This is a genomic window from Pseudomonas rustica (genome assembly GCF_049959085.1).
Taxonomy (GTDB): Bacteria; Pseudomonadota; Gammaproteobacteria; order Pseudomonadales; family Pseudomonadaceae; genus Aquipseudomonas; species Aquipseudomonas rustica.
Genome location: NZ_CP188200.1, coordinates 1,581,736 through 1,593,724 on the forward strand (window position 1 = coordinate 1,581,736; position 11,989 = coordinate 1,593,724).

9 protein-coding genes are annotated in these 11,989 nt (G+C 60.8%); 5 read left to right on the forward strand and 4 right to left on the reverse strand.

Going from position 1 to position 11,989, the window contains the following annotated elements:
* Positions 1-107: 107 nt before the first annotated feature.
* From ACP3TY_RS07505 to ACP3TY_RS07515, 3 genes are all read right to left on the reverse strand, one after another.
* Positions 108-1,703: a DHA2 family efflux MFS transporter permease subunit gene (locus ACP3TY_RS07505; RefSeq protein ID WP_426619621.1), complete on the reverse strand. Its 1,596-nt coding sequence runs from the start codon at positions 1,701-1,703 to the stop codon at positions 108-110.
* On the reverse strand, positions 1,700-2,809 hold the full coding sequence (locus tag ACP3TY_RS07510; protein ID WP_426619622.1) for an HlyD family secretion protein: 1,110 nt from the start codon (positions 2,807-2,809) through the stop codon (positions 1,700-1,702). Before ACP3TY_RS07510 ends, ACP3TY_RS07505 begins: the two co-directional genes overlap by 4 nt.
* A 96-nt stretch (positions 2,810-2,905) precedes the next feature.
* A complete protein-coding gene (locus ACP3TY_RS07515; RefSeq protein WP_426619623.1) occupies positions 2,906-3,670 on the reverse strand; it encodes an AraC family transcriptional regulator in 765 nt (254 codons plus the stop codon).
* Positions 3,671-3,768: 98 nt separating this feature from the next.
* Here ACP3TY_RS07515 and ACP3TY_RS07520 point away from each other — a divergent pair, with 98 nt between their 5' ends.
* From ACP3TY_RS07520 to ACP3TY_RS07535, 4 genes are all read left to right on the forward strand, one after another.
* Positions 3,769-4,896, forward strand: a complete 1,128-nt coding sequence (locus tag ACP3TY_RS07520; RefSeq protein ID WP_426619624.1) for an MFS transporter — start codon at positions 3,769-3,771, stop codon at positions 4,894-4,896.
* Positions 4,897-5,080: 184 nt separating this feature from the next.
* The gene (locus ACP3TY_RS07525; protein ID WP_426619625.1) at positions 5,081-5,572 is read left to right on the forward strand and encodes a sigma-70 family RNA polymerase sigma factor; all 492 of its coding nucleotides are present in this window, start codon (positions 5,081-5,083) and stop codon (positions 5,570-5,572) included.
* Positions 5,573-5,660: 88 nt separating this feature from the next.
* Positions 5,661-6,644 (forward strand): FecR family protein, encoded by a 984-nt coding sequence (locus ACP3TY_RS07530; protein WP_426619626.1) that lies wholly within the window; start codon positions 5,661-5,663, stop codon positions 6,642-6,644.
* Between the two features lie 98 nt (positions 6,645-6,742).
* Positions 6,743-9,169, forward strand: coding sequence for a TonB-dependent siderophore receptor (locus ACP3TY_RS07535; RefSeq protein ID WP_426619627.1), 2,427 nt, complete (start codon positions 6,743-6,745; stop codon positions 9,167-9,169).
* Between the two features lie 156 nt (positions 9,170-9,325).
* Here ACP3TY_RS07535 and ACP3TY_RS07540 read toward each other — a convergent pair whose 3' ends face one another.
* Entirely contained in the window at positions 9,326-10,477 is a 1,152-nt protein-coding gene (locus tag ACP3TY_RS07540; protein WP_053121948.1) for an MFS transporter, read from the reverse strand.
* A 240-nt stretch (positions 10,478-10,717) separates the two neighbouring features.
* Between ACP3TY_RS07540 and ACP3TY_RS07545 the strand changes: the two genes are divergently transcribed.
* Positions 10,718-11,698, forward strand: a complete 981-nt coding sequence (locus ACP3TY_RS07545; protein ID WP_426619628.1) for a diaminopimelate epimerase — start codon at positions 10,718-10,720, stop codon at positions 11,696-11,698.
* The last annotated feature ends 291 nt before the right edge of the window (positions 11,699-11,989 follow it).

Consider the following 11,989-nt stretch of genomic DNA (forward strand, 5'->3'; position numbering starts at 1 on the left):
TGTAGGAGCTGCCGAAGGCTGCGATCTTTTGCTCTTGTCTTTTAAAAACAAAATCAAAAGATCGCAGCCTTCGGCAGCTCCTACACGGGAGTGTGGTGATATCGGGGTCAATGCCCATCCGCACTCGGCGCGGCCGGTGGTTGCACCTTGCGCATCAAGGGCACCATCGCCGTGGCGATGACGAAGCAGACCATGATCATCAGGAAGGTGTCGCCGTAGGTTTGCGTTTGCGCCTCGCGGTACGTCAGCAACCACAACTGGCGCAGGCTGGCGGTGACGCCGACGTCACCGCTCTGGCCCAGCGTGGCGAAGTTGCCGCCGACCTGCGCCAGCCACTGATTCATCGCCTCATTGCTGCTGTTCAGATGCTCGGCTAACCGCGTGAAATGCAGGTTGGTACGGTCATTGAGAATGGTCGCGCACGCCGCAATCCCAATCGCCCCACCTAGATTGCGCATCAAGTTGAACAGGCCCGAGGCATGCTTCAAGCGTGCTGGCGCCAACCCTCCCAACGTCAATGTCACCGCCGGCGGCACCGCCAGTTGCTGAGCAATTCCGCGCAGTGCTTGCGGCAGCATCAATTGCCCCGCGCCCCAGTCGTGGGTGATCGGGCTGAATTCCCACATCGACACCGCGAACAGGCCCAACCCGACCATCATGATCCAGCGCAGATCGACGCGATTGGCGAGAAAGGCGTACAGCGGAATCGCCATGATCTGGAACACGCCGGTGGAGAAAACCGCCAGACCAATGTCCAGCGCGCTGTAGCCGCGCACCCGGCCGAGAAACAACGGCGTCAAGTAAATCGTCGCGAACAGGCCGATGCCGGTGACAAAGGAAAAGAAGCAGCCGAGGGCGAAATTGCGATCCTTCAAGGCGCGTAGGTCAACGATCGGATTGGCCACGTGCAACGTGCGGCCAATGAAGGCCAGTCCGGCGAGCCCGCTGATCCACGCCGTGGTCAGAATCGTCTGGTCGCTGAACCAGTTCCAGCGCGGGCCTTCTTCGAGGGTGTATTCGAGGCAGCCGAGAAACAGCGCGAGAAAGACCATGCTCAGATAGTCCGCGCCCTTGAGCAGCGACAATTCCGGCTGATCGATTTTCACCAGCATCGGCACCGCCACGGCGACGAAAATCCCTGGCACCAGATTGATGTAGAACAGCCAGTGCCACGACGAAATATCGGTGATCCAGCCGCCGATCACCGGGCCCATGGTTGGCGCCAATGATGCGACCGCGCCAATAGTTGCCGCTGCGATTACTCGCTGTTTGCCGGTGAAGAAAAAGAACGCGGTGGTGAACACCAGCGGAATCATCGAGCCGCCGAGAAAACCTTGCAGGGCGCGAAAAGCGATCATGCTCTGGATGTTCCAGGCGATGCCGCAGAGCAGACTGGCGAGGGTGAAACCGACTGCCGACGCGCAGAACAACCACCGCGTCGAGAACACCCGCGATAGCCAGCCCGACAAGGGAATCACGATGATTTCGGCGATCAAATAACTGGTCTGCACCCACGCGGTTTCATCGGTGCCGGCGGACAATCCACCGCCAATATCGCGCAACGACGCGGAGACGATCTGGATGTCGAGCAACGCGATAAACATGCCGATGCACATCGTCGCGAAGGCGAATACCTTGGTCGCGGTGGCCATGTCCGCCGCGTTGAACGGTTGCGCAGGGGCGGCGAGGGCGGCGGCGCTCATGGCGCGACGGCCACCGCGCTGGTTTCAGGCTGGGCGCGGGTGTCGACTTCTGCTGTCACTGACAGCCCCGGGCGCAGGTGGCCGAGCACGCCGTCCGCCGGGTCGAGGAGGATGCGCACCGGCACCCGCTGAACGATTTTGGTGAAGTTGCCGGTGGCGTTTTCCGGCGGCAACACGCTGAATTGTGAACCGGTGGCGGGAGCGAGGCTGTCGAGACGACCGTGGAATTCCTGTCCGGACAGCACATCGGCGCGGATGCTTACGCGTTGGCCGGGTTTCATCCGTGCCAATTGGTCTTCCTTGAAATTGGCATCGACCCACAAGCCGCTGGCCGGCACCACCGACAGTTGTTGCGAACCGGCCTGCGCATAAGCGCCAACTCGTGCACGACGGTTGCCGATCACGCCATCCACCGGCGCACGCAGTTCGGTATAGCCGAGGTTCAACTGCGCCAGATCACGCTCGGCGCGGGCTTGCTGGAGGGCGGCGCGGGCCTGTTGTTTTTGCGTGTCGATCACGGCGAGTTGGCGTTGCGCAGCGAGCAATTCGGCTTGGGCACGGGCGCTCAAGGCTTGCGCGGTTTTGAAGGTGGCGTCGGCGCGTTGCGCACTTTCGACCGACACGGCATTGGTCGTCACCAGGCGTTTGTAGCGGGCGTTGTCGTCACGCGAGCGCGCGGTTTCCGCACCCGCCGCATCGATGCCGGCGCGGGCCTGGCCGATCACCGCTTGTTGCAGTTGTTCAGTGGCGTCGAGGTTGGCCAGCAGCGCTTCTTCAGCGGCGACCGCGCCTTCGGTTTTCGCCAGATTGGCGCGGTAGTCGCGCGCGTCGAGACGGATCAGCACATCGCCGGCCTTGACGTGCTGGTTGTCGCTGACCAGCACTTCGTCGATGTAACCGGCGACTTTCGGCCCGATCACCGTGACGTCGCCACCGATGTAGGCATCGTCGGTTTCTTCAAGAAATCGCCCGGCGCCCCACCAATGCACGGCGTACACGCCGGCGAAAATCAGCGCGAGTAAACCGACGCCCGCAAGCAGCACGCGTTTAAGCAGGGGAGGCTTGGCCTTCATCGCAACAGGTTCGAGGGTGGGCATGCTGGTCATGGCGGAATACCTGCGCAAATGGTTCGTTATTACGGCCGTAATATGACGCAGGTAATATTTGCTGGCAATTTATTTCTAATGCCGATCGTCAGTTGTTTATTTGAGCCAGTGTCCGGGCGTGCTGCCGGTCATTGATTTGAAGAAAGCGATAAACGCGCTGTCGCTGGCGAAACCCAGTTCGAACCCGCAATAGCTGAGGCTGCGCCCGGTGGCGAGCAATTCCATGGCGCGCATCAACCGCCATTGCTGACGCCATTGTTGATAGCTCATGCCGGTTTCGCGCTGGAAGATCCGCCCGATCGTGCGGCTGCTGGCGCCGATCTGTTGTTCCAGCGTTTGCATCTCCGGGGGTAATCGTTCCGGCGTAGTCAGCAGCGGCGCCAGACGCTTGTCCCGAGGCAGCGGCAATAGCATCGGTTGCTGCGCCGCTTCAGCGATTTCGCTCAGGCACAGACCGAGTAAATGGGCGAATTTGCCCTGTTGCCAATCGGTGTCGAAATCCGCAGTCGCGATCGGTTCCAGCACGGCGCGCAGCAGTGGGCTGACTTCGATCACGCAGACATGCTGCGGCAGCTCGGCGCACAGTTCGGCAGTCAGGTAGATCGAGCGGTAATCGACGCTCTGCTGCATCACCGCGCGATGACTGACCCCCGGCGGAATCCACGCCGCCCGCGACGGTGGCAACAGGCACAATTGCTGGGCGAGGGTGATGCGCGTGCAACCCTGACGGGTGAATAGCAGTTGCCCGCGTTGATGTTGATGCAGGCCGGAATCGTGATCACCCAGGGTCGCGGCGATGCCGATCACCGGCGCGCGGTAACTGTCAGCGTCAAACGTTGCGTGGGCATCGAGCCAGGCCATGGGTTGTCCGATTTCAGCGATAAGTTGGCAGGATTCGGATAATACGCCAGTCGCCGCTTCTTAAACTCCTCTGCGGTTTACTTGAGGAGTCATGAAGGATGAACAACAGAAATCTGTTGCTGCTGGCGATCGCGCTGCTGATGTTTCCGCAGATCGCGCAAACCCTGTACAGCCCGGCGCTGGGCGATATCGGACGGGTGTTTGACGTCGGCCCCGAAGCGGCGGCGCAAACTTTATCGGTGTATTTCCTCGCGTTTGCCGTGGGCGTGGTGGTGTGGGGCCGGTTGTGCGATCGCATCGGCCGGCGTCCGACGATGCTTGCAGGGCTGGCGATTTATGCATTGGCGACGGTGATCGGTTTGCGGGTTGGCAGTTTTACCGGGTTGTTAGCGGTTCAGGCGGTGGCGGCGTTTGGTGCGGCGGTCGGCTCGGTGGTGACGCAAACCGTATTGCGCGACCGCTTCAAGGGCGCAGAGCTCGCGCAGGTTTTTTCAATAATGGGCATCGCGCTGGCGGCCAGTCCGGCGATCGGTTTGTTCAGCGGTGCCAGTCTGGTGCAGGCCTTTGGTTATCGCGGTGTCCTCGGCGCTTTGCTAGTGCTTGCCGTGCTGCTCTTGCTGTGGAGTATGTACACCCTGCCGGAAACCCGGCCGGAGCAACTGCCGCCGGTGAGTCTGTTTGAAACCCTTGGGCGCATGTTGCGTGACCTGGGTATCTGGCGTTCGGCGTTGTGGATTGCCTCGTTCAATGTGGCGCTGTTCAGTTATTACAGCCTCGCGCCGTTCCAGTTTCAGCGGCTGGGCTTGAGTGACACGTTGTTCGGCTACAGCGGCGTGATCCTCGCGCTGGGCTCGGGGTTCGGCGCGTGGTTCAACAAGCGTTTGTTAAAGGCCGGGGTCGCGGCGATGCAGTTGATTCGCCTCGCGGCTGTCAGCGGTTTGCTCGGTGGTCTGGGCGTTTGGTGGTTGCAGGACAGTGCGGCGTTTGTGCTGCCGATGTTGTTGATCGTGCTGGCGTTCGGTATGGCGATCCCGAATATTCTGGGGATGGCGCTGGTCGATTATTCGGATCGATTGGGTACCGCCGGGGCGTTGTTGGGGCTGTTCTATTACCTGTTGATTGGCGCGGGGTTGATGCTTGCTGGTTGGTCGCAGGCGCTTGGCGAAACCTTGATTGCGTGCAGCGCCCTGGCGTTGCTCCTGACGATAAAGTCAGCCGCTAAATGATCACTCTGTAGGAGCTGCCGAAGGCTGCGATCTTTTGATTTTGTCTTTTAAAGCAAGATCAAAAGATCGCAGCCTTCGGCAGCTCCTACAGGGGGAATGTACGCAGGCAACGGAATGAATTGCCGGGGTTAATAGGAAGCATTACTATTCACGCCCCTTTCCTCAGCACGCCGCCCATACCCCCATGCGTCCCCGCAGACCCGGCTTTTTCGAGCATTACGAAGAGTTGATCGGCACCTGGACTCGTCGTCTGCGCAATCGCGCGCAGGCCGAGGATCTGGCGCACGACACCTTTGTGCGGGTGCTTGAGTCGGATTCGGCGGCGGTGCAGCAGCCTCGGGCGTATTTGCATCAGACCGCGCGCAACATCGCGGTCGATGGCTATCGGCGGGAGGATCGGCGGGGCGCCATGGAGTCGCAGGCGATCGATCACGGTGAGTCGTCGTCCGGCGACCCGGAGCATTACATGCATGCGATCCAGTTGGCCGATTCCATCGAACGGGCGCTCGCCGAGTTGCCGGTCAATTGCCGGAAGATTTTCGTCTGGCAGAAGATCGAAGGCCTGACCCAGGCCGAAATCGCCGAACGCCTGAGCCTGTCCAAGAACATGGTCGAAAAGTATATGATCCGCACCCTGCGGCATTTGCGTGATCGCCTGGACGGGTTGCAGTCGTGATGGTGTGTGTCGTTGAAAAGATCGCAGCCTTCGGCAGCTCCTACAGCGGGCTGTGTGTCTTTGTATTCCCGGCCGGACAGGACATTCCATGATGGATACTCGTGATTGCGCGTGCGGGCAAACAACGGTGCGCGATGATGCGGCGCGCTGGTTTGTGCGTTTGCAGGCGCCGCTGGTCAGTGCCGAAGAGCAGCAGCGCTTCGACGCCTGGCTGAATGAGCATCCGCAGCACCGTGACGAATTCCAGTTGCTTCAGGGGCTGTGGACGGCCGCTGATTTGTTGCCGGCGCCACGCCTCAAAGCCTTGGTTGAAACTCCACCGACGCGCCGCGAACGACGTCCGTTGTTGCGTTATGCCGTGGCCGCGAGTGTGGTGGCAGTGGCACTCGGGCTCGGTCTGTTCAGCGGTTTGAATCATCCGGGCGGTTACCGCGCCGAATTCAGCACCGTGTTGGGCGAGCGCAAACACGTAGCGCTGCCGGACGGTTCGGTGATCGATCTGAACAGCCGTAGCCGCTTGCAGGTGCGCTTCGAAAAAGATCGGCGGTTGATCGAATTGAGCGAAGGCGAGGCGATGTTCAGCGTTGAACACGACACCTCGCGACCGTTCGTGGTCGAGGCCGGCAGCGGCAAAGTCACGGTCACTGGCACCCGTTTCGATGTGCGCCGCGACGTCACGCAAACCCGCGTGGCGGTGGAGCAGGGCACGGTGAAAGTGCAGGGGCACAATGCGCCGGACAACGACTTCATCAGCCTGACCGCAGGCCTCGGCACTTACGTTGATGCGCAGGGCAAAGTCGCCGCAGCCTATGCGGTCAACCCCGCAGAACTCACCGCATGGCGCAGCGGCAAACTGGTGTTCAACAACGCCAGCCTCAGCGAAGTGGCCGCGGAAGTGTCGCGTTATCGCGAGAAGCCGCTGACCGTCAGCAACCCTGCGGTGGCCAGTCTGCGCCTGACCAGTGTGTTCAAATCCGACAACACCGAAGCCTTGCTCAAAGCCTTGCCGAGCATCCTGCCAGTGGCCGTTCGCACCCATGCGGATGGCAGTCAGGAAATAATTTCAAAATAAAATTCAGGTTTTTTTCGAGTTCATCGTCTTCCTGTTCAACTGCAACTGGTTTGCATTAACAGCCGCACACTCTTGCGATCCACAGGACTACGTTCGACGTGAAAACCACCACTGCCCACAATAAAAAATCCCCTTGGTTGCCGCTGGCCCTCGCGCTCGCGGTCAACGCTGCGATGCCGCTGGCGTTTGCTGGCGAAGCGATTCATATCCGCGCCCAGCCATTGGGTCAGGCGCTGAGCGAACTGGGCCAGCAAACCTCGCTGCAAGTGTTTTTCAGCCCTGATCTGGTCGCCGGCAAACAAGCCCCGGCCGTCGATGGCGACATCTCCCCGGAGCAGGCGCTGCGTCAGTTGCTGCAAGGCAGCGGTCTGGATTATCAGATCAACGAAGGCTCGGTAACGCTGTCGCCCGCTGCGACTTCCGCTGCGACCAACGGCCCGCTCGAACTGGGCGTGACCGACATCAAAGTAGTCGGCGACTGGCTCGGTGATGCCGACGCCGCCGTGGTGCAAAACCACCCCGGCGCACGCACGGTGATTCGCCGCGAAGCCATGGTCGAGCAAGGTGCGATGAACGTCAGCGACGTGCTCAAACGTGTGCCGGGCGTGCAGGTGCAGGATTCCAACGGCACCGGCGGCAGCGATATTTCGTTGAACGTCGGCGTGCGTGGTCTGACGTCGCGCCTGTCGCCGCGCTCCACGGTGTTGATCGACGGCGTACCGGCGGCTTTCGCGCCGTACGGTCAACCACAACTGTCGATGGCACCGATTTCCTCGGGCAACCTCGACAGCATCGACGTCGTCCGTGGTGCCGGTTCCGTGCGTTATGGGCCGCAAAACGTCGGCGGCGTGATCAACTTCGTTACCCGCGCGATCCCGGAAAAAGCCACCGGTGAAATCGGCACCACCCTGGAAACCACCCAGTACGGCGGCTGGAAACACATCGACACCGCGTTCCTCGGCGGCACCGCCGACAACGGCATGGGCGTGGCGTTGTTGTATTCCGGCGTCAATGGCAATGGTTACCGCGAGCGCAACAACGGCAACGACATCGACGACGTGCTGCTCAAGACTCACTGGGCGCCGACCGATCAGGACGACTTCAGCCTCAACTTTCACTACTACGACGCCAGCGCCGACATGCCCGGCGGCCTGACGCAGAAACAATACGACGACAAACCGTACGACTCGGTGCGCGATTACGACCAATTCAGCGGCCGTCGCAAAGACGTGTCGTTCAAGTGGATTCGCCAGATCGACGAACGCACCCAAGCCGAAGTGCTCACCTATTACACCGACAGTTTTCGCGGCAGCACCATCGCCGCCCGCGATCAGAAAACCCTCAGCTCGTACCCGCGTTCCTACTACACGCTGGGCATCGAACCACGGGTATCGCGGGTCTTCGATGTCGGCCCGACCAGCCAGGAAGTCAGCGTCGGTTATCGCTATTTGAAAGAGGCGATGCACGAGCAATCGAGTCGTCTGGCGCTGGTCAACAATCAGCCTGTCGTAACGCCGACGTCTGACGGTCATGTGTTCCAGGATCGCACCGGCGGCACCGAGGCCAACTCGGTCTACGTCGATAACAAAATCGACGTCGGCAACTGGACGATCACGCCGGGTATTCGCTTCGAACACATCAGCACTGACTGGCATGATCGTGCCGTGCTCGACACCGCTGGCAAACGCGTGCCAGAGAAAAACCGCAGCATCGAAAGCAACGAACCGCTGCCGGCACTGAGCGTGATGTATCACCTGTCGGACGCGTGGAAACTGTTCGCCAATTACGAAACGTCGTTCGGCAGCCTGCAGTATTTTCAGCTGGGGCAGGGCGGTTCGGGTGATCAGACCGCCAACGGTCTGGAGCCGGAAAAGGCCAAGACCTACGAAATCGGCACGCGCTACAACGACGATGTGTGGGGCGGTGAAGTGACGCTGTTCTACATCGACTTCGATGACGAACTGCAATACATCAGCAACGACGTCGGCTGGACGAATCTCGGTGCGACCAAGCACCAGGGACTTGAAGCGTCGGTGCATTACGACATGGCGGCGCTGGATCCGCGTCTTGATGGCCTGACCGCCAACGCCGGTTTCACCTACACCCGCGCGACCTATGAAGGTGAGATTCCGGGCTTCAAGGGCCGTGATCTGCCGTTCTATTCGCGTCAGGTGGCGACGGTGGGTTTGCGTTACGACATCAACCGCTGGACGTACAACATCGACGGCTTTGCCCAGTCGAAACAGCGTTCGCCGGGTACCGGTGTCAACGCCGATGGCAGCTTCAACGGCAACTACATCACCGAGGGCACGGCGGACGGGCAGTACGGCGACATTCCGGGTTACGTGACCTGGAACGTGCGTGGCGGCTATGACTTCGGGCCGCAGGTGTCGAATTTGAAGTTGGGCGCGGGAGTGAAGAATATCTTCGACAAGCAGTACTTCACCCGCTCCAGCGATAACAATTCGGGGATGTATGTGGGCGCGCCAAGGACGTTCTTTGTGCAGGCCAGCGTTGGTTTATAAAGCATAAGATAACTGATCGTTCCCACGCTCCGCGTGGGAATGCAGCCCGGGACGCTCTGCGTCCAAAAGCGGACGCGGAGCGTCCATTGAGGCATTCCCACGCAGAGCGTGGGAACGATCTCATGTAGGAGCTGCCGCAGGCTGCGATCTTTTGCTTCAGACTTTCAAGACTTTCCCGCCAATGGCCACAGCCACCAACAGCACCGCCATCAGCCCAAAGGCAAAGCTCAAACTGCTGGCGTGCGCGACAAAGCCAATCACCGCCGGCCCCGCCAAAATCCCCGCATAGCCCAACGTGGTAATCGCCGGCACCGCGATGCTTTCCGGCATCACCGTCTGTTTGCCCACCGCCGTGTACAGCACCGGCACGATGTTCGAGCAACCGGCGCCGACCAGCGCATACCCGACCAATGCCGCTTCCCAGCTCGGTGCGAACGTCGCCAGAAACAAACCGCCCGCCGCCAGCAGCCCGCCAAACAGAATGATCCGCGTGGCGCCGACGATCCGCACAATCCGGTCACCCATCAAGCGTCCCGCCGTCATGGTCAACGCGAATGCCGCGTAACCCAATCCGGCATAGGCCGTGTCGATCCCGCGTTCCTGCGCCAGGAACACCGCGCTCCAGTCCAGCGCCGCGCCTTCGGTGAGGAAGACGATGAAGCACATCCCGCCGATAAACAGCACGATGCCGTGGGGAATGGCGAATGCCGGGCCCGAGCTTTCACTGCCGTAAGGCAGCATGTGCGGCACGCATTTGCACAGCGCCGCGATCAGCACCACGACCACCACCAGCATCGCGGCGAGCGGCGTTAGGCCGAGGCCGAGCAGGGCGCTGACGCCCGCCGCACCGACGATCCCGCCGAGGCTGAACAAGCCGTGAAAGCCCGACATCATGTTCTTGCCGCTGGCACGTTCGACGATCACCGCTTGCAGATTGACCGTCGAATCCACCGTGCCGAGTCCGGCGCCGAACATGAACAACGTGGCGACCAGCGCAGGGATCGATGAGACCGTCGCCAGTAACGGCAACGCCGCGCAAATCAACAACGTGCCGCCCGTGGCCACGCGCCGGCAGCCGAAGCGCGTAGCGAGAATCCCCGCCAGCGGCATTGCCAGAATCGAGCCGACGCCCAGACACAACAACAGCAAACCCAACGTGCCCTCATCCAGTCCGGCGCGCGCCTTGGCGTACGGCACCAACGGCGCCCACGCCGCGATGCCGAGCCCGGCGATGAAAAAGGCGATGCGCGTGGACATCTGTTGCAGGCGTCCGGGGACGAAGGTGGCTTGGGCGTTGAGGCTGGTCATATCGATCCTTGGCAAAAAACTTCGCGTCCCCGAAGGGCAGTGATACGGCGTCGAGGTTCGATCGCCCGTCATTCGAGGAAGTACAGACGACATCCTACCTTCTCCTGTAGGAGCTGCGGCACGCTGCGATCTTTTGATCTGTGTTTTTCAAAATCAGAATCAAAAGATCGCAGCGTGCCGCAGCTCCTACAGGGGAATGCGGTTTACAGTGGGTTTTTTCGGTTGCAGGGATTACGAGTGATGACGCAGTTTTATGATGCGCGGGGCAATATCTACGGTGTGGTTTCGCCGCAAGCCTTGCGCGAGGCGGGCATTGATCTGCCTGCCAGCGCTGCCGAATGCGCATCCTTGCGCCAGTCCTGGACTGAGGCCGCTATCAAACGCTGCTGCGACTGGCCCGATGGCCAGCGCCCAGCCAACAGCAAATCCCACCGCAGCGACGGCCTGCTGATCGGCCCGTTCCAGACCTCGCCGCCGTTCGATGTGCTGATCGTCAACACCGACGGCACCCTCGCCGAGCGCAGTGGCAACGGTCTGACGATTTTCTCCCAGGCACTGACCGAGCAAGGATTGCTGCCGGAGGAGGGCGCGTTGTTGCGCGTTCATCACGACAAAGGTGACGCGGTGGAAACGTCGGTGAAACCTGCCGAAGTCGAAGGGGTGCGAGGCTTCTGGCTCGATCTCGGTCAAGCGGATTTCGGGCCGTGCGCGGTGGGTGCGCAGGACGTTGAAAGTGTTGATTTCAATAGCCGGGAGGTCAGCAGAGTTCAGCCATTGGCGGCACTTGATCCGACCTGGGAGCACAGCCAATTTGTGCGCATCGGCAATCCACATTGCGTGACGCTGATTGGCGACGAGTCGGCGTTGCCGAGTAACGAACAGATGCGTGAGTCGCCACTGAATGAAGGCCTGACACAGATCGCTTATGCCATGCCGACCGGCGCTGGCGACCCGTGTCCGGCAGGCGTCAATCTGCAATGGGCGGCACGTGATTCCGAGCAACGCATCGTCGCGCGCGTCTTCGAACGTGGCGAAGGGCCGACGGCGTCATCAGGCACCAGCGCCAGTGCGGTGGCGTGTGCGGCATGGCGGGTGGGTTGGGTTGAAGCAGGAGAAGTGCAGGTGGTCATGCCCGGCGGCACGGCACCCATTTTGCTGGAAGCAATCGACGGCGAGCGGGTGCGCGTCAGGTTGTTTGGTACGGCGCGGTTGATCGGCTGAACTAGAAACCGCCATCGCTGGCAAGCCAGGCTCCCACAGGGTTTTGTGCTGAACACAAACACCATGTCCACCGACATAACCCCTGTAGGAGTGAGCCTGCTCGCGATAGCGGACTACCCTTCAAATCATATGTTGCCTGACACGCCGCAATCGCGAGCAGGCTCACTCCTACAGTGGCTCAGATGTGAACACAAATACCAGTCCAAATACATAACCCTGTGGGAGCGAGCCTGCTCGCGAAAGCGGTATATCAGTCACGTTGATGTTGAATGTGCGGGCCTCTTCGCGAGC

Coding starts and splice junctions, on each gene's coding strand:
- ACP3TY_RS07545 (WP_426619628.1), top strand. CDS start 10,718: ATGACGCAGTTTTATGATGCGCGGGGCAATATCTACGGTGTGGTTTCG.
- ACP3TY_RS07525 (WP_426619625.1), top strand. CDS start 5,081: ATGCGTCCCCGCAGACCCGGCTTTTTCGAGCATTACGAAGAGTTGATC.
- ACP3TY_RS07520 (WP_426619624.1), top strand. CDS start 3,769: ATGAACAACAGAAATCTGTTGCTGCTGGCGATCGCGCTGCTGATGTTT.
- ACP3TY_RS07510 (WP_426619622.1), bottom strand. CDS start 2,809: ATGACCAGCATGCCCACCCTCGAACCTGTTGCGATGAAGGCCAAGCCT.
- ACP3TY_RS07515 (WP_426619623.1), bottom strand. CDS start 3,670: ATGGCCTGGCTCGATGCCCACGCAACGTTTGACGCTGACAGTTACCGC.
- ACP3TY_RS07540 (WP_053121948.1), bottom strand. CDS start 10,477: ATGACCAGCCTCAACGCCCAAGCCACCTTCGTCCCCGGACGCCTGCAA.
- ACP3TY_RS07530 (WP_426619626.1), top strand. CDS start 5,661: ATGATGGATACTCGTGATTGCGCGTGCGGGCAAACAACGGTGCGCGAT.
- ACP3TY_RS07505 (WP_426619621.1), bottom strand. CDS start 1,703: ATGAGCGCCGCCGCCCTCGCCGCCCCTGCGCAACCGTTCAACGCGGCG.